Consider the following 22,376-nt stretch of genomic DNA (forward strand, 5'->3'; position numbering starts at 1 on the left):
AACTGACCATGGTTGAACTCGCTCTCCCCAAGAACTCTCAGATGCGCGAAGGCAAGGTCTGGCCAAAGCCGGTCGGCGCCAAGAATACGCGCGAATTCCGCGTCTATCGCTGGAGCCCGGATGACGGCCAGAACCCGAGCATCGATACCTACTATATCGATATCGACGATTGCGGTCCGATGGTGCTCGACGGACTGCTCTACATCAAGAACAAGATCGATCCGACGCTGACGCTGCGCCGCTCCTGTCGCGAAGGCATTTGCGGCTCCTGCGCGATGAACATCGACGGCACGAACACGCTCGCCTGCACCAAGGGTCTGGATGAGATCAAGGGCACGGTGAAGATCTACCCGCTGCCGCATATGCCAGTCGTCAAGGATCTCGTGCCGGATCTGACGAACTTCTACGCGCAGCATCGCTCGATCGAGCCCTGGCTGAAGACGGTATCGCCGCCGCCGGCCAAGGAATGGAAGCAGAGCCATGAAGACCGCCTGAAGCTCGACGGTCTCTACGAGTGCATCCTGTGCGCCTGCTGCTCGACCTCCTGTCCGAGCTATTGGTGGAACGGCGACCGCTATCTCGGTCCGGCCGTCCTGCTGCAGGCCTACCGCTGGCTGATCGACTCCAGAGACGAAGCCAAGGGCGAGCGCCTCGACAATCTCGAGGATCCCTTCCGCCTCTATCGCTGCCACACGATCATGAACTGCGCGCAGACCTGCCCGAAGGGTCTGAACCCGGCAAAGGCAATCGCCGAAATCAAGAAGATGATGGTCGAGCGGCGGATCTAATCCGCCGTTTGGTTTGCCTCGCATTCGGATCCGTCTGCGAGGCGAGGCCGGATCGCAGTCCTGCTAGATTGGCTGGGATGACCACGAGATGCTGAATTCGTCTTCCGATTTTGTTTGCGTAAGGTTTGCCGGATCAAGCCTTGAAACCACCCGATTCTTGTCCGGCTATGGCCTCACGGCAATTTATCGCGGTATCGACTTGATTAACCAAAGTGAAATACGATAATTCCCACGTCATTGAGCATCACTTTGCGAATGTCAGCGGTGGACAAATAACTAGGAGTGTGATGATGCAGTTCAGATATGCAGTGACGGCTGCGGCGATAGGCCTGTCGCTTGCCGGTTGCCAGCGCACGGCATACAACGACAGTTATTCAGCCCCGCCACTGCAGGCCCAGCCTGTTAATCCCGTGCAATCCAGCCAGCTTCCTCCCGCAGGCGGTGCGAACGGTTCGCAATTCCCGGCCGCACCGACGGGCGCCCCGAATGCAGGCAATCCGCAGCAGCAGCAGGCGATGGCCGCTTCCGCCATGGACGTCACCAAGGAATCGATGGTCGGCAGCTGGAAGGTGAGCAACGGCGGATCGAGCTGCGACATGTTCCTGACGCTTACCAATCTCGGCAGCGGTTCGCGCGGTGGTACGCGCGGTTGCTCGGGCGAACTCACTGCGATGGGTTCGTGGGAAGTTTCCGGCAAGCAGGTTCTCCTGAAAAATCGCGACGGCTCCACGATCGGCACGATCTACAAGACGGCCGATTCGCGCTTTGATGGCTCGACCGCGTCCGGTCAGCCGCTCAGCCTCAGCCGATAAGCTTATCTTAAGGGGCTGCACCGCTTGCGTGCGCCCCCAATTTGCACAGGCGGATATTTCCCCATGCAGCCCATGCCAGACTACTCGATCAGCGTCTGCGAACATCTGAAGGCGCTGACGGCATCCGGATCCTTGCAGGTGGATTCGGCGCAGATGGATGTGGCGAAAATGCTCGATCGCGTGCTTGCCGATCTCAAGCGGAAGCGGCCCGCCGCCAAATCCAGCGCGCTCGGCTGGATGTTTGCTGCCCGCAGAAAGTCGGTCGAGGCGACCAAAGGTCTCTACATTCACGGCAGCGTCGGACGCGGTAAGACCATGTTGATGGACATGTTCTTCTCTATGGCGCCCTGCGAGAAGAAGCGTCGGGCGCATTTTCACGAGTTCATGACCGATGTGCATAATCGCATCGCGGCGCAGCGGCGGAAATTCAAGAACGGCGAGACCAAGCAGACCGATCCTCTGCCGCCCGTTGCCGCCGACCTCTACGCCGAAGCCGAACTGCTTTGTTTCGACGAGTTCACCGTCACAGATATTGCCGATGCGATGATCCTGTCGCGGCTGTTTGCCGAGCTGTTCTCGCTCGGCTGCGTGCTGGTCGCGACCTCGAATGTCGAGCCGGACAATCTCTATCGCGACGGGCTCAATCGCAGCCTGTTTCTGCCCTTCATCGATCTGCTGAAGCGCCATGTCGATGTGGTGACGCTGGATTCGCCGACCGATTACCGCATGGAGAAGCTGAACAGCCAGCCCGTCTATCTGACGCCGCTCGACCAGCGCACCGATATGGCGATGGATGCGTCCTGGGTGCAGGCGCTGCATGGGCGCAAGGCGCAGCCGATGGAGATCCCGATGAAGGGGCGCTCCATCCATGTGCCGCTCGCGGTCGACCGCATGGCGCGGTTCTCCTTCGCCGATCTCTGCGAGGCACCGCTGGGGCCTGCCGATTTCCTCGCCATCGCCGAACGCTTCGACACGATCTTCCTCGATCGGGTGCCGATGCTGGGGCCGGAAAAGCGCAATCAGACGAAGCGTTTCATCATCCTCGTCGACACGCTCTACGATCACAGCATCCGCCTTTATGTCTCTGCGGCTGCCATGCCGGAGCATCTCTTGGAGGTGCGGCGAGGGACGGAAGGTTTCGAATTCGACCGCACGGCGTCGCGGCTTTTCGAGATGCGCAGCGCCGAGTATCTTGCCCAGACTCCGGCAAGACGGGCCGCCGAATAACATTTCGGTGACACGATGACTTACGTTTACGTAAGAATTTTTCGATCTAACCGATTGAAATCGCTGCTCCCAAAATAATCAATTGCCAATTTCCGCCTTTGGGTCTATGCGATTGACGGCTATTGTGGATGCCTTGCTCGGCGTCCCGCCACGGATTTTGATCGCAAAGGATACACCGAAATGGCGCGCAACAAGATCGCACTTATTGGTTCTGGCATGATTGGTGGCACGCTGGCGCATCTCGCCGGCCTGAAGGAACTGGGCGACATCGTCCTGTTCGACATCGCGGACGGCATTCCCCAGGGCAAGGGTCTCGACATCGCCCAGTCTTCTCCGGTCGAAGGCTTCGACGCCAACCTCACCGGTGCCAGTGACTATTCCGCGATCGAAGGCGCTGACGTCTGCATCGTCACCGCCGGCGTTCCCCGCAAGCCGGGCATGAGCCGCGACGATCTTCTCGGTATCAACCTCAAGGTCATGGAGCAGGTCGGCGCCGGCATCAAGAAGTATGCCCCGAATGCTTTCGTGATCTGCATCACCAACCCGCTCGACGCCATGGTCTGGGCGCTGCAGAAGTTCTCGGGCCTCCCGGCCAACAAAGTCGTCGGCATGGCCGGCGTGCTCGACTCGTCGCGCTTCCGTCTCTTCCTCGCCAAGGAATTCAACGTTTCCGTCGAAGACGTCACCGCTTTCGTTCTCGGTGGCCATGGCGACTCGATGGTTCCGCTCGCTCGCTACTCCACCGTTGCCGGCATCCCGCTGACGGACCTCGTCACCATGGGCTGGCTCACCAGCGAGCGCCTCGAAGAAATCATCCAGCGCACCCGTGACGGCGGCGCCGAAATCGTCGGCCTGCTCAAGACCGGTTCCGCTTATTACGCTCCGGCCGCTTCGGCCATCGCGATGGCCGAATCCTACCTCAAGGACAAGAAGCGCGTTCTGCCTTGCGCCGCTCACCTCGACGGCCAGTACGGCGTCAAGGACATGTATGTCGGTGTTCCCACCGTCATCGGTGCCGGCGGTATCGAGCGTGTCATCGAGATCGACCTGAACAAGGCCGAGAAGGAAGCCTTCGACAAGTCGGTCGCGGCCGTCGCCGGCCTCTGCGAAGCTTGCGCCACGATCGCGCCGTCGCTGAAGTAATTTCCGCGTTCCAACAGGGATAAGTCCATGAACATTCATGAATACCAGGCCAAGGCGCTGTTGAAGAGCTATGGCGCACCCGTCGCGGACGGCGTTGCCATCTTCTCCGCCGACGAGGCCGCCGCCGCTGCCAAGCAGCTTCCAGGCCCGCTTTACGTCGTCAAGAGCCAGATCCATGCTGGCGGCCGCGGCAAGGGCAAGTTCAAGGAACTCGGCCCGGACGCCAAGGGCGGCGTTCGTCTCGCCAAGTCGGTTGACGACGTCGTCGCCAACGCCAAGGACATGCTCGGCAACACGCTGGTGACAAAGCAGACCGGCCCGGCCGGCAAGCAGGTCAACCGCCTCTACATCGAAGACGGCGCCGACATCGACCGCGAGCTGTATCTCTCCATCCTCGTCGATCGCTCGGTCGGTCAGGTTGCTTTCGTCGTTTCGACCGAAGGCGGCATGGACATCGAGACCGTCGCACACGATACGCCGGAAAAGATCATCACCGTTGCCATCGACCCGGCGACGGGCGTTACGGCTGCGAACACCGCCGCCCTTTCCGACGCGCTGAAGCTCGAAGGGGCTGCTCGCGAAGACGCTGCAAAGCTCTTCCCGATCCTCTACAAGGCCTTCGTCGAGAAGGACATGGCGCTGCTCGAAGTCAACCCGCTGATCGTCATGACCAACGGCCACCTGCGTGTCCTCGACGCCAAGGTTTCCTTCGACGGCAATGCCCTCTTCCGTCATGAAGACGTCCGCGCCCTCCGCGACACGTCGGAAGAAGACGAAAAGGAAATCCAGGCTCACGAATATGACCTCGCCTACGTCGCCCTCGACGGCAACATCGGCTGCATGGTCAACGGCGCCGGTCTTGCCATGGCAACCATGGACATCATCAAGCTCTACGGCGCTGAGCCGGCGAACTTCCTCGATGTCGGCGGTGGCGCTACCAAGGAAAAGGTTACGGCCGCCTTCAAGATCATCACTGCCGATCCGGCTGTCCAGGGCATTCTGGTCAACATCTTCGGCGGTATCATGAAGTGCGACGTCATTGCCGAAGGCGTGCTTGCAGCCGTCAAGGAAGTCGGTCTGAAGGTTCCGCTCGTCGTTCGCCTTGAAGGCACCAATGTCGAGCTTGGCAAGAAGATCATCAACGAATCCGGTCTCAACGTCATCTCCGCCGATGACCTGGACGATGCCGCCCAGAAGATCGTGAAGGCAGTCAAGGGCTGATCGGGATGGCTTCTTCCTTCGCTCCAACGACTGCTCATCTTCGCCTCGGTGCCTTTGCAGGCGCCTGGGAAGGGGAAGAGCGTGTCGCGGCTTCGGCCTGGACGAAGGAAGGAACGGCAACCGCGCAGCTCACGGCCGAGTGTCTGTTCGGCGGATTTTTCGTCGAACAGCGCTACGTGCAGACGCGGGACGGCAGCACATCGTTCGAAGCCCGGAACATTCTCGGCTTCGATGCGGCGGACCAGGCTTACAAGCTCTATCAGTTCGATACCGTGGGCTTCGTGCCCGCCTTACCGGCTTCCGGCGAGTGGATCGACGACAAGCTTGTCCTGACCAAGGTCTCGCCGCGCGGTGCGCAGCGCACTCTCTTCCAGTTCGAAAATGAAGACTGCTACCGCATGGGCGTCACTTTCTCGCCCACCGGCAGCGATACATGGCAGGAGGTCGTCAGCGGCGTCTATCGTCGCGTTGCCTCCGCGTCTTCCAACCTCTCGTAACAAAGGCCTCGCATGTCTATTCTCATCAACAAAGACACCAAGGTTCTGGTTCAGGGCCTGACCGGCAAGACCGGTACCTTCCACACCGAACAGGCGCTTGCCTATCACGGCACGAAGATGGTCGGCGGTATCCACCCCTCCAAGGGCGGTGAAACCTGGACCGGCAAGGACGGCGAAAAGCTGCCGATCTTCAAGTCCGTCGCTGAAGGCAAGGATGCCACGGGCGCCAACGCCTCGGTCATCTACGTGCCGCCGGCAGGTGCCGCAGCTGCGATCCTCGAAGCGATCGAAGCCGAGATCCCGCTCATCGTCTGCATCACGGAAGGCATTCCGGTTGCCGACATGGTCAAGGTCAAGGATCGCCTGATCAAGTCGAAGTCGCGCCTGATCGGACCGAACTGCCCGGGCGTTCTGACCCCGAACGAATGCAAGATCGGCATCATGCCGGGCTCCATCTTCAAGAAGGGTTCGGTCGGCGTTCTCTCGCGTTCCGGCACGCTCACCTACGAAGCCGTGTTCCAGACCACCAATGAAGGTCTCGGCCAGACGACGGCTGTCGGCATCGGCGGCGACCCGGTCAAGGGCACCGAATTCATTGACATTCTCGAGATGTTCCTCGCCGACGACGAAACCAAGTCGATCATCATGATCGGCGAAATCGGCGGTTCGGCAGAAGAAGACGCCGCACAGTTCCTCAAGGACGAAGCCAAGAAGGGCCGCAAGAAGCCGATGGTCGGCTTCATCGCTGGCCGTACGGCACCTCCCGGCCGCACCATGGGCCATGCTGGTGCCGTCATCTCCGGCGGCAAGGGCGGCGCGGAAGACAAGATCGCAGCGATGGAATCGGCAGGCATCCGCGTGTCGCCGTCGCCGGCACGTCTCGGCAAGACGCTGGTGGAAGTCCTGAAGGGCTGAGCCTACCTATAGCAAGGCCGGACGGGACGGCATTCGCTTCTCCCGTCCGGCTTCGACATTCGCAAGTGCAGACCTGCGGCTTAACGGCCGCGAACGAAATACGGTCGCCGGGGATCCGAAAACCGGCAATGCAAACAAGTTGGGAGACGGGCGAAAGCGTCCGCAGATTCACCATGGCAAGGCAAGAAGCCAACGAGCAATTTCAGATCACCTCGTTCCTGGATGGCGCCAACGCTGCCTATATCGAGCAGCTTTATGCGCGTTATGAGGACGATCCTTCATCGGTTTCCGACGAGTGGCGGTCTTTCTTCAAGGCGCTCGAGGATAACCCCGACGATGTGAAGAAGGCAGCCAAGGGCGCCTCCTGGCAGCGCAAGAACTGGCCGATCCCGGCAAAGGGCGATCTGGTTTCCGCGCTCGACGGCGACTGGGGCATTGTCGAAAAGGTCATCGAGACCAAGCTGAAGGCGAAGGCCGAAGTCTCCGGCGCCTCGGCCGACACGACCGACGTCCTGCGGGCAACGCGCGATTCCGTCCGCGCTATCATGATGATCCGCGCCTATCGCATGCGCGGCCATCTGCATGCCAAGCTCGACCCGCTCGGCATCGCCGTACCGGTCGAAGACTACAAGGAACTGTCGCCGGAAGCCTATGGCTTCACCGAGGCGGACCTCGACCGAAAGATCTTCATCGACAACGTGCTTGGCCTCGAATTCGCAACCATTCGCGAGATGATCGAGATCCTCGAGCGCACCTATTGCTCCACGCTCGGCGTCGAATTCATGCACATCTCCAACCCGGAGGAAAAGGCCTGGATTCAGGAACGCATCGAAGGGCCGGACAAGGGCATCGCGTTCAATCCCGAACGCAAGAAGGCCATTCTGCAGAAGGTCATCGAAGCCGAGGGCTACGAGCAGTTCCTCGACGTCAAGTTCAAGGGCACCAAGCGCTTCGGCCTCGACGGCGGTGAATCGCTGATCCCGGCGCTTGAGCAGATCCTGAAGAGCGGCAGCCAGCTTGGCCTGAGAGAAGCCGTGTTCGGCATGGCCCATCGCGGCCGTCTGAACGTGCTGTCCCAGGTCATGGGCAAGCCGCATCGCGCCATCTTCCATGAGTTCAAGGGCGGCTCCTATGCGCCGGACGAAGTCGAAGGTTCGGGCGACGTGAAGTACCATCTCGGTGCCTCCTCGGACCGCGATTTCGATGGCGCCAAGGTGCACGTGTCGCTGACGGCAAACCCGTCGCATCTCGAAATCGTCAACCCGGTGGTCATGGGCAAGGCCCGCGCCAAGCAGGACATGGGTGCCACCGTCTGGGATGGCGACATCATTCCGCTGTCCGAGCGCTCCAAGGTCGTGCCGCTGCTGATCCACGGCGACGCGGCCTTCGCAGGCCAGGGCGTCGTTGCCGAAATTCTCGGCCTCTCCGGTCTGCGCGGCCACCGCGTTGCCGGTACGATGCACGTCATCATCAACAACCAGATCGGTTTCACCACCAATCCGGCCTTCTCGCGTTCGTCGCCCTATCCGTCCGACGTCGCCAAGATGATCGAGGCGCCGATCTTCCACGTCAACGGCGACGATCCGGAAGCGGTCGTCTATGCCGCGAAGATCGCGACCGAATTCCGCATGAAGTTCCACAAGCCCGTTGTGGTCGACCTGTTCTGCTACCGCCGCTACGGCCACAATGAAGGCGACGAGCCGTCCTTCACGCAGCCGAACATGTACAAGGTCATCCGCGCTCACAAGACGGTGCTGCAGCTCTATTCGCAGCGGCTGATCAACGAAGGCGTGCTGACCGAAGGCGAAGTCGAAAAGATGAAGGCCGACTGGCGTGCGCATCTCGAGCAGGAGTTCGAGGCCGGCCAGTCCTACAAGCCGAACAAGGCCGACTGGCTTGACGGCGAGTGGTCCGGTCTGCACACGGCAGATAATGCCGACGAGCAGCGCCGCGGCAAGACCGCCATGCCGATGAAGTCGCTGAAGGAAATCGGCCGCAAGCTGTCTGAAATCCCGGCTGGCTTCCATGCGCACCGCACCATCCAGCGCTTCATGGAAAATCGCGCCAACATGGTGCAGACGGGCGAGGGCATCGACTGGGCCATGGCGGAAGCTCTGGCATTCGGTTCGCTCGTCGTCGAAGGCCACAAGATCCGCCTGTCCGGCCAGGATTGCGAACGCGGCACCTTCTCGCAGCGTCATTCGGTTCTCTACGATCAGGAAACCGAAGAGCGCTACATCCCGCTCGCCAACCTGTCGCCGACCCAGGCCCGCTACGAAGTCATCAACTCGATGCTGTCGGAAGAAGCGGTTCTTGGCTTCGAATACGGATACTCGCTGGCCCGCCCGAATGCGCTCACGCTCTGGGAAGCTCAGTTCGGCGACTTCGCCAACGGTGCACAGGTCGTGTTCGACCAGTTCATCTCGTCGGGCGAACGCAAGTGGCTGCGCATGTCCGGCCTCGTCTGCCTGCTGCCGCATGGCTATGAAGGCCAGGGTCCGGAACATTCTTCCGCCCGCCTCGAGCGCTATCTGCAGCTCTGCGCTGAAGACAACATGCAGGTCGCCAACGTCACGACGCCGGCGAACTATTTCCACATCCTGCGCCGTCAGCTGAAGCGCGACTTCCGCAAGCCGCTGATCCTGATGACCCCGAAGTCGCTGCTGCGCCACAAGCGCGCCGTGTCGACCCTTGCGGAGATGGCCGGCGAAAGCTCGTTCCATCGACTGCTGTGGGACGATGCGGAAGTGATCAAGGACGGCCCGATCAAGCTGCAGAAGGACAACAAGATCCGTCGCGTCGTCATCTGCTCGGGCAAGGTCTATTACGATCTGCTGGAAGAACGCGAGAAGCGCGGCGTCGACGATGTCTACCTGCTGCGTATCGAACAGCTCTATCCATTCCCGGCCAAGGCGCTCATCAACGAGCTCAGCCGCTTCCGCAATGCGGAGATGGTCTGGTGCCAGGAAGAGCCGAAGAACATGGGCGCATGGTCCTTCATCGATCCTTATCTGGAATGGGTGCTCGCCCATATCGATGCCAAGTACCAGCGTGTTCGCTACACCGGCCGTCCGGCTGCCGCCTCTCCGGCGACAGGCCTGATGTCCAAGCATCTGTCGCAGCTTGCGGCGTTCCTCGAGGACGCGCTCGGCGGTTGAGGGGTTGCGCGATGACCGGTTTTCGTTTGAAGATCGCGTCGTCGCGCCCCAGCCTTCCGCATGATGCGACGGGGGAGAAGATTGGCCGCCATGCAGCAAGCAGCCTATCGCCAGGATCAAGCAAATGCCCGGTCGACCGCTGTCGTCGTCCGGGCACTCGCGTCGAGGCGTATCACCCGTCCCCCGGCCGTCTGTCGCCGGAATTCCATCCAACTCATAATGACGAAAATCAGGATTTGAACAATGGCCACTGAAATCCGCGTTCCTACCCTCGGCGAATCCGTCAGCGAAGCGACTGTCGGCACCTGGTTCAAGAAGGTCGGCGATGCCATCAAGGCCGATGAGCCGCTTCTCGAACTTGAAACCGACAAGGTGACGATCGAAGTCCCCGCACCGTCGGCCGGCACCTTGTCCGAAATCGTTGCCCAGGCCGGCGAAACCGTAGGCCTCGGCGCGCTGCTCGGCCAGATCTCCGCCGGCAACGGCGCTGTGGCTGCTCCGGCACAGGCTGCTGCACCCGCCGCTCCGGCCCCGGCCGCTGCTGCTCCGGTTGCAGCTCCCGCCGTCTCTGCCCCGGCTTCTTCCATGCCGCCGGCCCCGGCTGCTGGAAAGCTGCTTGCTGAAAACAATCTCTCCGCCGATCAGGTCGACGGCAGCGGCAAGCGCGGCCAGGTCCTGAAGGGCGATGTTATCGCGGCTGTAGCCAAGGCTGCTTCGGCGCCTGCCGCCGCACCGGCTGCACCCGTTGCCGCCCGTGCCCCGACCGCCGTCGAGGACGTCAGCCGCGAAGAGCGCGTCAAGATGACCCGCCTGCGCCAGACGATTGCCCGCCGCCTCAAGGATGCGCAGAACACCGCCGCCATGCTCACCACCTATAACGAGGTGGACATGAAGGCCGTCATGGACCTGCGCAACAAGTACAAGGACATCTTCGAGAAGAAGCATGGCGTGAAGCTCGGCTTCATGGGCTTCTTCACCAAGGCCGTCACCCACGCGCTGAAGGAACTGCCTGCTGTCAACGCCGAGATCGACGGCACCGACATCATCTACAAAAACTACTGCCACATCGGCATGGCTGTCGGTACCGACAAGGGCCTCGTAGTTCCGGTTATTCGCGATGCCGACCAGATGTCGATCGCCGAAGTGGAGAAGGAGCTTGGCCGTCTGGCGAAGGCTGCCCGCGACGGCACGCTGTCGATGGCCGACATGCAGGGCGGCACCTTCACCATCACCAATGGTGGCGTTTACGGTTCGCTGATGTCCTCGCCGATCCTGAATGCACCGCAGTCGGGCATTCTCGGCATGCACAAGATCCAGGAGCGTCCGGTCGCCATCGGCGGCCAGGTCGTCATCCGTCCGATGATGTATCTGGCGCTCTCCTACGACCACCGTATGGTGGACGGCAAGGAAGCGGTTACCTTCCTCGTGCGCGTCAAGGAAAGCCTGGAAGATCCGGAACGTCTCGTTCTCGATCTCTAAGGGGAGCGTTGGATCATGTCGACATGGCCCATGCGGACGCTGCGCGGATTGTTGTGCGCCGTCACCGCATGGGTGCCATCCTCCGCCAATGCGGGTGAGTTCGACATTTCCAAGCTCAGCAGCAATCTCGATCTGGCGTCGCTCAGCGACGCCGATCTTACCGCCCGCTCGATCAAGGTCCTTCGCATCGGCAAGGTGGAGCTGACCTCCGGGCGTATCGTCGCCAGCGATCCGCTTGTCGGGCCTGACCGGGCAGCGCTCGTCCGCACGGTTGACCCCGGCGACTATCCTGTGACGCTTTATGAAGCCTTCGGCCGCATTGCTGCGGCCGGCCTGCGCTTTGCCGAAGGCAAGCCGGTGCGTTGGGAACTGGCCCTGATCCCGGGCCAGGATATCAATTCGCTGAAGGGCGACGAGTTCTTCGGCTATCCCGTCGATGCCGGTCTCGGCTGCTACATGGATGCTGACACTTACGCACTGATCCAGGAGCGCGAAGAGCAGGTTCAGGCGGAGAAGGCGTCGTTCGATATCAATTACTATGACGATGTTCTGGCGTCGGAGTTGCAGATAAACGGCGACAAATATGCCATGCACCGGCCGGTAGCAGGCAAGCGCGGCAATGTCGCGATTTTCTGGAGTGGCTGGGGCGATGGTTTCTATCCGGTTTTCTGGGGGCTCGACGCCGACGGTCGGCCCCTGGTTCTGTTTACTGATTTCGGCGTAACCGAGAGTGCCGATGGCCGACGCGAGCCGGGAGGCGAATGATCATGCCGGCGATATCGACGACCATAAGACAGACGACTCTGTGCGGGGCGCTATTCGTTTTTGCGGTCAATCCGCTGTCTGCTTTTGCGGCTGAATGTGCGCAGGAAAAGGCCGTCTATGTCGACATGGACAATGCCTATGAGTTGCGCTTCGAGCCCATGGGGTCGGAATCATCCGTCAGCAACAGATTCAAGCTTGCCGTGCGCAATACCGCCGTCGTAGCCGAGGGCGTCGTCATGCGCACCGACGATCAGCTGCGCGCCGATGGCCGGATCATGTTCGAGTGCCCCGAGGGCGATGTGACCGGGGCGGATCTCAGGGCCTGCACCGTCTGGCAGGGCATGGTTTACGCCTCCGATCTGAAGGGCCATATTCGCGCGCTGCCAGCCGAAGGCGAAAGCGCGGCGGATCGGCTCTTTCTGCCGGCGCTCGGCCCCTCCATTAAGAAGTCGTCCCTCTGGGGCAAAGGCAAGGCGACCGTCGCGCCCTGGGATGTCCTCAGTTTGAAAGGATGCAATCAATGACCGATGATGCGCCTGTTCTCCTTGTAACCGGCGGCGGCCGCGGCATCGGTGCTGCGATTTGCCTGGCCGCCGCCCAGCATGGCTGGGCCGTGGCGGTCAATTACGCGTCCAGCAAGGAAGCCGCCGAGGCTGTGGTGGGGACGATCCACGATGCTGGCGGAAAGGCAATTGCGATCGAAGGCGATGTCGGCAAGCCCGAGGATATCAAATCCATTTTCGCCAAAATCGACGCGCATTTCGGCCGCATCGACGGGCTCGTCAACAATGCCGGCATCGTCGACGCCATACAACGCCTGGATGAGATGACGCCGGAGCGGATCGACCGCATGTTCCGCATCAATATCACCGGCTCGATGCTGGCGGCGGCGGAAGCCGTGCGCCGCATGTCGACCCGGCATGGCGGCAAGGGCGGGGTGATCATCAATGTCTCGTCCATGGCTGCCACGCTCGGCGGCGGCGGGCAATATGTCGATTATGCCGCCTCCAAAGGGGCGATCGACACCTTCACTGTCGGCTTGGCGCGCGAGGTGGCGGCCGAAAGCATCCGCGTCAATGCCGTTCGGCCCGGCATCATCGATACGGATATCCATGCCGCCGCCGGCTTGCCGGACCGGGCTCGGGACATCGCGCCGCAATTGCCGATGAAGCGTGCGGGAACCTCCGACGAGGTGGCCGACGCGGTCCTCTACCTGCTCAGCCCGCATGCATCCTATATAACGGGTGCCCTGCTCGATGTGAGCGGCGGCCGTTGATCAGAATGGGTAGGTGACATGCAGTATATTTTCGAATTCCTCGGCCTGATGGCGGTGTTCTCGATTTTCATCGTCGTTCCCGGCGCTGATTTTGCCGTCATTCTGCGCCAAAGCATCGTGCATGGCCGCCGCGCCGCTGTCATGACCGGGCTCGGCATGGGCTTCTCGCTGCTGTTTCACATCAGCTACACCATCCTCGGTCTCGGCCTGATCGTGTCGCAGTCGCTCATGCTGTTCAGCATGATCAAGTGGGCCGGTGTGCTCTATCTCGTCTATCTCGGCATCAAGTCCTTCCGCGAGCCGGGCTTCAAGGTCAATGAAATCGAGATCACCGATGCGGATCGCAAGCCGGTCTCCGTCTGGCGCTGCCTGGCGACGGGTTTCATCACCAATGTGCTCAATCCGAAGCCGGTGCTGTTCTTCCTGTCGCTATTCTCGACACTCGTTCATCACGACACGCCGGGGCTGATCCAGTTCAGCTACGGCATCGGCATGGCGACGGCGCTCGTCGCCTGGTTTGCAGGCGTCTCCACCTTCTTCACCGTCAAGCCGGTTCGCGATCGCTTCATCGCGTCAGGCAAATGGTTCAACCGCATCACCGGAGCGGCGCTCGTCGGCTTCGGCATCCGCCTCGCCCTGGCGCGGGCGGCCGACTAACAGAGATACAAAACAAGGAAATTAAGACATGTCCTACGATGTGATCATTATCGGAACCGGCCCCGGCGGCTATGTCTGCGCAGTCAAGGCGGCGCAGCTCGGCCTTAAGGTCGCGGTCGTCGAAAAGCGCGCGACCTATGGCGGCACCTGCCTCAACATAGGCTGCATTCCGTCCAAGGCGCTGCTGCACGCTTCCGAAATGTTTCATCAGGCCGGCCATGGCATGGATGCGCTCGGCGTCGAGGTTGCCGCACCGAAGCTAAACCTCGGCAAGATGCTGGCGCATAAGGATGCGACCGTGAAGTCGAACGTCGACGGCGTCGCCTTCCTGTTCAAGAAGAACAAGATCGATGCCTTCCAGGGCACCGGCAAGATCGTTGCCGCCGGCAAGGTTTCCGTCACGGCCGAAGACGGCAAGGTGACCGAGCTTGAAGGCAAGAACATCGTCATCGCCACCGGCTCCGACGTTGCCGGCATTCCGGGCGTTCCGCTCGAAATCGACGAGAAGATCATCATCTCCTCCACCGGCGGCATCGCGCTCGACAAGGTGCCGGGCAAGATGATCGTGGTCGGCGGCGGCGTCATCGGTCTCGAACTCGGCTCGGTCTGGTCGCGCCTCGGCGCCAAGGTCACCGTCGTCGAATATCTCGACAACATCCTCGGCGGCATGGACGGCGAAGTCTCCAAGCAGTTCCAGCGCATGCTCGCCAAGCAGGGCATGGAATTCCATCTCGGCGCCAAGGTGGTCGGCGTCGAAAAGTCGGGCAACGGGGCGAAGGTTACCTTCGAGCCCGTCAAGGGCGGCGACAAGGTCGTACTCGATGCGGATGTCGTTCTCGTCGCCACCGGCCGCAAGCCCTACACGGCAGGCCTTGGGCTGGAAGAAGCCGGCGTTGTGCTCGACAATCGCGGCCGCGTCGAGATCGACGGTCACTTCAAGACCAATGTCGCCGGCATCTATGCCATCGGCGATGTCGTGAAGGGCCCGATGCTGGCGCACAAGGCGGAAGACGAGGGCGTTGCCCTTGCCGAGATCCTCGCTGGCCAGGCAGGCCATGTGAACTACGGCGTCATCCCGAGCGTGGTCTATACGCAGCCGGAAGTCGCTTCCGTCGGCAAGACCGAGGAAGAGCTGAAGGCCGCAGGCATCGCCTACAAGGTCGGCAAGTTTCCGTTCACCGCTAACGGCCGCGCCCGCGCCATGCTGGCAACGGACGGTTTCGTCAAGATTCTCGCCGATAGGGAAACGGATCGCGTTCTCGGCGGCCATATTGTCGGCTTCGGCGCTGGCGAGATGATCCACGAGATTACCGTTCTGATGGAGTTCGGCGGCTCGTCCGAAGATCTCGGCCGTACCTGCCATGCGCATCCGACCATGTCGGAAGCCGTCAAGGAGGCCGCGCTCGCGACCTTCTTCAAGCCGATCCACATGTAAGAACCGGCATCCCAGCCGAGCAGGGTGCTGGGATTGCAATGCAAGCTTGATGATGCGATGAACAGGGGCTCTTGTGCATCGCATCATCGAAGCTCTCCCACTCACCGAAGTAAGCATGTCACGCCAAATCCCAGCTATTTCCGCATTCCTACAACTTTTCATTGTCGCGGCCTTCACAATCCTGCTGAATGGTGTGCTTCCGGCTCATGCCGAAACACCCTTCGTCGGCTGGCCGCAGGCCGCCAGCGATCTGCCCGCGGAATCCGGTGTCCGCTTCGGCATGCTGCCCAACGGCATGCGCTTTGCGATCATGCACAATGCGACGCCGGCAGGTCAGGTGGCGATCCGCTTCCGCATTGGCGCTGGCTCGCTGCAGGAACGCGATGACCAGCAGGGCCTGGCGCATTTCCTCGAGCATATGGCGTTCAAGGGCTCGACGCACGTTCCGGAAGGCGAGATGATCCGCACGCTCCAGCGCCTCGGTCTGGCCTTTGGTGCGGATACCAATGCCTCGACGAGCTATGGCGAAACCGTATATTCGCTGGATCTGCCCGAAGCCGATGTCGGGACGGTGTCCACCGGCCTGATGCTGATGCGCGAGACGGCGAGCGAACTGACGCTCAATGCCGGCGCCTTCGACCGCGAGCGTGGCGTCATCCTTTCCGAAGAGAAGCTGCGCGACACGCCACAATATCGCGGCGGGATCGGCTTCCTCAATCAGCTGCTGCCGGGCCAATTGGTGACGCAGCGGCCGCCCATCGGCAAGACCGATATCATCAGCAATGCCCCGGTCGATCTGGTTCGGGACTATTATCGCACCAACTATCGGCCGGAGCGCGCCACGCTGATCGTGGTCGGCGATATCGATGCCGCGGCTATCGAAGCAGACATCCGCAACCGTTTCGGCAATTGGACATCGAACACACCAGCGCCGGCCGCAACCGATCTGGGCGTTCTCGAAAAACACGGTGAGCGCGTCGGAACCGTCGTCGTGCCCGGCAGCGCCACCCGTGTGCAGATCGCCTGGACTCGACCATACGATGCGTCCCAGGATACGGTTGCCAAGCGCCGCCAGCAGGTGATCGAGGGGATCGGTCTTGCGGTCCTCAACAGACGTATCTCCGTTTTGGCGCAGCAGCCCGATGCGCCCTTCGTCACCGCGCAGGCCGGCGCTCAGGATGTCCTGAAATCCGCTCGCGTCATGATGATTGCTGCTGATACCAATCCGGACAAATGGCAGGCGGCCCTTGCAGCCATCGATCGGGAGCAGCGACGGATTGCAGAGTTCGGTGCAGCGCAAAGCGAGATCGACCGCGAAATTACCGAATACCGGTCGATGCTGCAGGCTGCTGCTGGCGGTGCGGCGACGCGTACAAGCCCCGATATCGCGGGATCCCTGGTCTGGAGCGTCGGCGAGAGTGTCGTCTTCACTTCGCCGGCGGACGACCTTTCGCTGTTCGATGCCGCAACAAAAGGGCTGACTGCGACCGAGGTCAACGAAAGTCTCCGGCGCGCCTTTGCAGGCAATGGTCCGCAACTGGTGCTGCAGATTCCGCAAATGCCCGAAGGCGGCCTCGCTGCCGTCGAAAAGACCTATGCGGACTCTCGCGCTACGCCGGTTACGGCGCCGTCGCAAACGGCAGCCGTCGAATGGCCCTACACCGATTTCGGAAAGGCGGGAGCTGTCGTCGAGCGGCGTGTGGTCGACGACCTCGGCGTCACGATGGTGCGCTTTGGCAATGGCGTGCGCTTGACCGTCAAGCCGACCAAGCTTCGCGCCGACGAAATACTGGTTCGCGCCAATATCGGCGGTGGTCGGCTCGATCTGCCGCATGACCGGCCGCTGCCGATCTGGGCGTCGTCGTCGGTTCCGCTCTCCGGCCTGAAGGCCATCGGCTACGAGGACATGCAGAAGGCTTTGGCCGGAAAGGTCGTCGGCAGTGATTTCTCCATCCGGGATAACGCCTTCAGGTTTGAAGGGACCACGCGACCGAGCGACCTGGCGACGCAATTGCAGCTTCTGACGGCCTATGTGTCCGATCCGGTCTATCGCCCCGACGTCTTCAAGCGGGTGCAGCAGGCCTATCTGAACAGTCTTCCGCAGCTTCAGGCGACGCCGGGCAGCGTGGTTGGCCGCGATCTTCCCGGCCTTCTGCATTCCGGCGATCCGCGTTGGACCTTCCCGGAGCGGGCGCAACTGCTCGATGCCAAGCCGGAGGATTTCGAGGCGTTTTTGCGGCCCTATCTTTCCAAGGGGCAGATCGAAGTCATCATCGCCGGCGATGTTGAGGTGGATGATGCCATCCGCATGACGGCCGAGACCTTTGGCGCGCTGCCGGCCCGGCCTGATGCGCAGGGACAGGCCGGCAATGGCGACCGGCTCTTTCCGGCGCCGACCGCAGAACCGGTCGTGCGGCTTCAAGACGGGCGAAGCGACAATGCCGGCGCGCTGGTCGCCATGCCGATCGGCGATTTTCTCTCCGACCTGCCGCGCGCTGCTGCGGCCAACATCGCCGGAGCGATCTTCCGCAATCGTCTGATCGATCAGTTCCGCGTTGCCGAGGGCGCGACCTATAGTCCCCAGGGCGATGTCGATCTGTCCAGAGCGATACCGGGCTATGGTTTTACCTATTATTATGTCGAGACGACTCCGGCCAAGGTCGACCATTTCTTCGATCTTGTGGACAGGATTGCCGCCGATTTGCGGGACAAGGATGTTTCGCCGGACGAACTCACGCGGGCAAGGGCTCCGATCGTTGAGGAGATCAAGCGCTCGCAACAGACCAATAATTATTGGCTGGAGAGCCTCAGCAATGCCCAGACCGACCCACGGCGTCTGGAACGGATTCGCGGCAGCGTCGACAACTACCAGTCCCTGACCGCGCAGGACGTCCGCACGATCGCGACGAAATACCTGAAGCGGGAGACGGCATGGCGCCTGAAGATTTTGCCGGCGAATGGAGCGGCGGTTCGCTAGCCGGCCGCACCTCTGGTAAATTGTCGCAGCTGGCATTTGCGCGTTCTGGTAGATTTGCCGATGTGGTAGCTTGCAGACATCGAAGTGACAGGTGAGATGATGTCTGCAAGACCCTTGATGGTGAAACCGCTTATGCCGCACCCGGCGCTGCCGGGCGCGGACTGGGCGGATTGTTACGAGTTGCAGGTTCCGAAATCGGATTTTACGGCAATTGCCGCGGCGCGCGCGATGCTCGTTCGCTTTCCGCTCTGGGTGCGGCTATTGCTGAAGTTGCGCGATTCGGTGACGTCCATGTTCGGATTGAAGTCGTCCGGCAGCGCGGCTGGGGATGGCGTGGAAACGATCGGCTTCTTTCCCGTCGTCAGCAAATCGGACAATCAGGTCGTGCTCGGATTTGACGATCGTCATCTCGATTTCCGCGTCATCATCGACGTGCGGGATGATGCCCAGGGCCACCGGCTGGTCGATGCGACGACGCTCGTGAGACGCAAGATACTGCTCGGGCGGATCTATATCGCGGTGATTGCGCCGTTCCACCGGCTGATCGTTGCAAACATGCTCGCCAGCTTCGGCAAGCGTATGAGTACGGTCAGTTTACGGACGTCACCGTAAAGCCCTGCTTGCGCAGCAGCGCGATCAGGCCCTGGTCGCCGACGAGATGAAGCGCGCCGACGGCGATGAAGGCGTTGCCCTTGTCGAGGATCGGGGCGGAGCGATCAGCCATCACTTTGTTGCGGTCGAGGATGATGCGCTGCTCGAACGCGGCGCTGTCGCCGTCCGTGATCTTCTGGTTCGGCTCGATGACCTTCAGCATCGGCACCATCGCGCCGATATTGCCGGCGAGATAAAGCTCGGTCATCGTTTCATTGACGTCGTTGATCTTGTTGCCGAGCTCGAGCGTCTGGATCAGCGACTTCAGATGCAGTTCGGTCGGCAGGTCGCTCATGGCTTTGGCTTGTTCGGCCAGTGTCTCGAGGCCCTTGACTTGCTTGCCTTGGGCTGCGGCGTCGCTTGCCAGCTTCTGATCGAGGAATTTCGCGCCGGCGGTCTTGCGACGAATTTCGCAGCCGGTCATTTCGAAAGAGCTCGCGATCAGCCAGGGCTGCATGCGGGAAACGGCGGCAAGGACAATGCCGCGTTCCTTCAGCCCTGCTTCGAGACGCGCATTGTCCTCGGGGGACAGATGCTGGCTGATGGTCGAGCCATCGGTGAGCATGGTCAGGGACGGATTGGCGAAAAGGGTGGCAGCCGCCTTTTTGTCATCGAGAATTTCATCGGATTCGACGACGATCGTGTCGGTTGAGGCCACAGCCTCCGCCGCGCCCTTCGGCATGGTGAGCACCCGCGAATCGGAGACGTGCATGGTGCCGAGCAGCCATGAGGGCTTCAGGCCCGGCTTTTCGATCTTCCAGAAGATGCCCTTGCCGTTTTCCACTTTGTCACCGGCGGCGATGATGGAGGCGTATTTGGTGGGATCGCTCTTCTGCAGCTCCGCCATCAGATCCTTGCCGCCGCAGCTGTCGGACGCTGTCTCACTGGCAAGTAAGGTTGCGATTTTGGCTACGTCGTCTTTCTTGAGACTTGCCAACGGATTTTTGTCGCTGCGGCTATCGGATGTCGTCTGGTCGGCTTGGGCCGGCCGAAGCGTCAGCATGGTCGCGATCAGCAGGATCGCCAGCACGAACGGAAAGGCTGTGGCAAGCCACAGCAGGATGTCGCCGAGCGTCGGCTTTATCGACCGCATCGTCTTGGATCCGAGGGTAGAAATCATCAAAACCTTCCGTTCGCAGAGGGCATGATCCTTAGCGCTCGAAAGCGGCTTTCGGGAGGCATGCCGGGACTAGATTCTGCTTTATGCGCACCAGACGGAGATTCCCTTAACGCAAGGGGTTAATCTTTCCTTACGCGCGGGGATGGGCGCGGTCGTAGACTTCGAGAAGCCGCGAGGAATCGACGCCGGTATAGACTTGGGTCGTCGACAGGCTGGCATGGCCGAGCAGCTCCTGAATGGTGCGCAGGTCGCCGCCGCCTGCCAGCAAATGGGTCGCGAAGGAATGGCGAAGCGCATGCGGCGTCGCGGTATCCGGCAGGCCGAAGGCGCCGCGCAGTTTCTGCATGCCGTGCTGGATGATGCCCGGTTGCAGCTTGCCGCCGCGGGCACCGCGAAAGAGCGGACCGTCCGCATCGAGGTGGTAGGGGCAAATCGCCCGGTAATGATCGACCGCCTCGACGACGATCGGCAGCAGCGGCACCAGCCGTGTCTTGTTGCCCTTGCCGGTGATGCGCAGGGAGGTTGCGCCTTGCGGCATGTCCTGCGGCTTTAGATCCAGCGCTTCGGAAATGCGCAAGCCGCAGCCATAGAGCAGGGTCAGCACGGCCGCGTCGCGTGCGGCGATCCAGGGCTCCTCATGCAGCTGCGCCTCGTCGCTGACGACGGTGATCGCCTGGGTGTCCGAGAGCGGCTTGGGCAGCGATTTCGGCTGTTTCGGCGAACGCACCGCGGCTGCACCGGCAGCATTCACCAGGCCTTTCTTTTCGAGGTAACGCAACAGTGAACGAAGGCCGGCAAGATTGCGGCCAAGCGAACGCGCTCCTGCGCCATCCTTGCGACGCGCAGCGAGAAAGGCGCGAAAGTCCGCGGGGCGCAGAGCCTGGATATCCTTGATGGTCGCCGGACCACCGAGATGGCCGGTCAGGAACATCAGAAACTGCCTGGTATCGCGTTCATAGGCATTCAGAGTGTGAGCAGCAAGCCGCCGTTCCTGGCCAAGCGCTTCGAGCCAGCGGTTGCGTTCCGCCATCAACCCTGAGTCGGCGATGATCAACAAATCGTTCAGTGGAAACCCCCTTGAAATTCGGATTCCTTCTGCCACTTTGAGGGAAGGAAGGTTATGGAATCACTAACTTTCCCGCTGCTTCCGGCGCGTTTCCCCCTCGTGCTGCGGGTATTGCTACATTTAAAAACAGCATATGGGCCGATCCGGGATCTTCAGCGGTTCGGTTGTCATGTGCGAGGCGTTCGTCATGCTTCGATCATATTCGATTGCGATAGAATATATCCCAACCATTCAGGACACTTCATGGCGCGTCGCGGTTCGATAACTGCACTGGGACAGTTGGCAGAGGCGATCGCTTTGGTGTCCCAGGGGCAACCGGGACATATAGTCGATACTTTGATCGCCGAGCGCGGTCAGAAGATCGTTCGCAATCCGCTCTGGCCGTTGATGCGCCCGTTTCTCTACACGCTGCTGCGCTATAACAAGGCGATCGAATTTGCCGATGATGTCGCCAAGCTTTCGGGCTTCCAGTGCTTCGAATATATGAGCGATCTGCTGCGGCTCGACATCGGCGTTACCCATGCCGACCGCATACCGGCTGCTGGCGGCTTCATTCTCGTCAGCAATCATCCCACAGGCATCGCCGATGGCGTCGCCGTCTTCGATCTCCTGAAGTCGCGCCGGCCCGATATGATGATCTTTGCCAACCGGGATGCAGTGCGGGTCAATCCGCGTTTCGCCGAGATGATCATTCCGGTGGAGTGGCGCGAGGAGCACAAGAGCAAGCCGAAGACGCGCGAGACGCTGCAGCTGACCAATCGCGCAGTTGCCGACGGTAAGGTCACCGTGTTGTTTCCGTCCGGCCGCATCGCCTATTGGGCGAACGGCAAGCTGAACGAGCGTCCCTGGAAGACATCGGCCGTTGGGCTGGCGCGAAAATACAATCTGCCGATCCTGCCCGTGCATCTGACGGCGCGCAATTCCGGCCTGTTCTACTGGTTCGCAAAATGGTCGACCGAGCTGCGCGACATGACCGTCTTTCACGAGCTGCTCAACAAGCGCGGCGACCAGTTCGATTTCCTTGTCGGCAACCTCATTCCCGTCGAGCATCTGGACGGCGATGTCAACGAAGTGACGAAAGCGCTGGAGAAGCATACGGTCTTCGATCTTGCGGCCGACAGCAATGCAACCTTCTCGCCGCTTGTTCTACCCAGACGGGACGAAACCCTGGTTTCGCATTCTCTTTGAT

The 22,376-nt window shown here is 61.2% G+C and carries 19 protein-coding genes; 17 read left to right on the forward strand and 2 right to left on the reverse strand.

Annotated elements, in window-relative coordinates; translation table 11 throughout:
• Window positions 1-8: 8 nt before the first annotated feature.
• The 16 genes from QD409_RS09400 (at window position 9) to QD409_RS09475 (ending at window position 18,962) form a co-directional block, all read left to right on the forward strand.
• A complete protein-coding gene (locus QD409_RS09400; RefSeq protein ID WP_092849717.1) occupies window positions 9-788 on the forward strand; it encodes a succinate dehydrogenase iron-sulfur subunit in 780 nt (259 codons plus the stop codon).
• A 290-nt stretch (window positions 789-1,078) separates the two neighbouring features.
• Entirely contained in the window at window positions 1,079-1,600 is a 522-nt protein-coding gene (locus QD409_RS09405) for a protease inhibitor Inh/omp19 family protein (RefSeq protein ID WP_092849983.1), read from the forward strand.
• Between the two features lie 63 nt (window positions 1,601-1,663).
• Window positions 1,664-2,827 (forward strand): cell division protein ZapE, encoded by a 1,164-nt coding sequence (gene zapE, locus QD409_RS09410; protein ID WP_430762513.1) that lies wholly within the window; start codon window positions 1,664-1,666, stop codon window positions 2,825-2,827.
• A 180-nt stretch (window positions 2,828-3,007) separates the two neighbouring features.
• Entirely contained in the window at window positions 3,008-3,970 is a 963-nt protein-coding gene (gene mdh / locus QD409_RS09415) for a malate dehydrogenase (protein WP_092849721.1), read from the forward strand.
• 27 nt (window positions 3,971-3,997) lie between these two features.
• Entirely contained in the window at window positions 3,998-5,191 is a 1,194-nt protein-coding gene (sucC, locus tag QD409_RS09420) for an ADP-forming succinate--CoA ligase subunit beta (RefSeq protein WP_092849724.1), read from the forward strand.
• A gap of 5 nt (window positions 5,192-5,196) precedes the next feature.
• Window positions 5,197-5,688 (forward strand): DUF1579 family protein, encoded by a 492-nt coding sequence (locus QD409_RS09425; protein ID WP_430762514.1) that lies wholly within the window; start codon window positions 5,197-5,199, stop codon window positions 5,686-5,688.
• A 12-nt stretch (window positions 5,689-5,700) separates the two neighbouring features.
• Window positions 5,701-6,603: a succinate--CoA ligase subunit alpha gene (gene sucD, locus QD409_RS09430; protein ID WP_075853675.1), complete on the forward strand. Its 903-nt coding sequence runs from the start codon at window positions 5,701-5,703 to the stop codon at window positions 6,601-6,603.
• A 173-nt stretch (window positions 6,604-6,776) separates the two neighbouring features.
• Entirely contained in the window at window positions 6,777-9,761 is a 2,985-nt protein-coding gene (locus tag QD409_RS09435) for a 2-oxoglutarate dehydrogenase E1 component (protein WP_430762515.1), read from the forward strand.
• Window positions 9,762-10,004: 243 nt separating this feature from the next.
• Complete coding sequence (odhB, locus tag QD409_RS09440) at window positions 10,005-11,240, forward strand: 2-oxoglutarate dehydrogenase complex dihydrolipoyllysine-residue succinyltransferase (RefSeq protein WP_430762516.1); 1,236 nt, start codon at window positions 10,005-10,007, stop codon at window positions 11,238-11,240.
• 15 nt (window positions 11,241-11,255) lie between these two features.
• Window positions 11,256-12,005: a DUF4241 domain-containing protein gene (locus QD409_RS09445; RefSeq protein ID WP_430762517.1), complete on the forward strand. Its 750-nt coding sequence runs from the start codon at window positions 11,256-11,258 to the stop codon at window positions 12,003-12,005.
• A 2-nt stretch (window positions 12,006-12,007) separates the two neighbouring features.
• Window positions 12,008-12,529, forward strand: a complete 522-nt coding sequence (locus tag QD409_RS09450; RefSeq protein WP_430762518.1) for a hypothetical protein — start codon at window positions 12,008-12,010, stop codon at window positions 12,527-12,529.
• The gene (locus tag QD409_RS09455) at window positions 12,526-13,281 is read left to right on the forward strand and encodes an SDR family oxidoreductase (protein ID WP_430762519.1); all 756 of its coding nucleotides are present in this window, start codon (window positions 12,526-12,528) and stop codon (window positions 13,279-13,281) included. Before QD409_RS09450 ends, QD409_RS09455 begins: the two co-directional genes overlap by 4 nt.
• An 18-nt stretch (window positions 13,282-13,299) precedes the next feature.
• Entirely contained in the window at window positions 13,300-13,938 is a 639-nt protein-coding gene (locus QD409_RS09460) for a LysE family translocator (protein WP_430762520.1), read from the forward strand.
• Between the two features lie 28 nt (window positions 13,939-13,966).
• Window positions 13,967-15,373, forward strand: coding sequence for a dihydrolipoyl dehydrogenase (gene lpdA, locus QD409_RS09465; RefSeq protein WP_430762521.1), 1,407 nt, complete (start codon window positions 13,967-13,969; stop codon window positions 15,371-15,373).
• Between the two features lie 115 nt (window positions 15,374-15,488).
• Window positions 15,489-18,350 (forward strand): M16 family metallopeptidase, encoded by a 2,862-nt coding sequence (locus QD409_RS09470; protein ID WP_430762522.1) that lies wholly within the window; start codon window positions 15,489-15,491, stop codon window positions 18,348-18,350.
• A 99-nt stretch (window positions 18,351-18,449) separates the two neighbouring features.
• A complete protein-coding gene (locus QD409_RS09475) occupies window positions 18,450-18,962 on the forward strand; it encodes a DUF2867 domain-containing protein (protein WP_430762523.1) in 513 nt (170 codons plus the stop codon).
• Here QD409_RS09475 and QD409_RS09480 read toward each other — a convergent pair.
• Both QD409_RS09480 and QD409_RS09485 read right to left on the reverse strand, forming a co-directional pair.
• The gene (locus QD409_RS09480) at window positions 18,940-20,121 is read right to left on the reverse strand and encodes a TraB/GumN family protein (protein ID WP_430762524.1); all 1,182 of its coding nucleotides are present in this window, start codon (window positions 20,119-20,121) and stop codon (window positions 18,940-18,942) included. The two genes, QD409_RS09475 and QD409_RS09480, sit on opposite strands and share 23 nt — an antisense overlap.
• Before the next feature lie 130 nt (window positions 20,122-20,251).
• Window positions 20,252-21,187, reverse strand: coding sequence for a tyrosine recombinase XerC (locus tag QD409_RS09485; protein ID WP_430762594.1), 936 nt, complete (start codon window positions 21,185-21,187; stop codon window positions 20,252-20,254).
• Window positions 21,188-21,430: 243 nt separating this feature from the next.
• Here QD409_RS09485 and QD409_RS09490 point away from each other — a divergent pair, with 243 nt between their 5' ends.
• On the forward strand, window positions 21,431-22,375 hold the full coding sequence (locus tag QD409_RS09490) for a GNAT family N-acetyltransferase (protein ID WP_092849771.1): 945 nt from the start codon (window positions 21,431-21,433) through the stop codon (window positions 22,373-22,375).
• Window position 22,376: the final 1 nt, after the last annotated feature.

This window comes from Rhizobium sp. BR 315, assembly GCF_050577975.1.
GTDB classification, from domain to species: domain Bacteria; phylum Pseudomonadota; class Alphaproteobacteria; order Rhizobiales; family Rhizobiaceae; genus Rhizobium; species Rhizobium miluonense.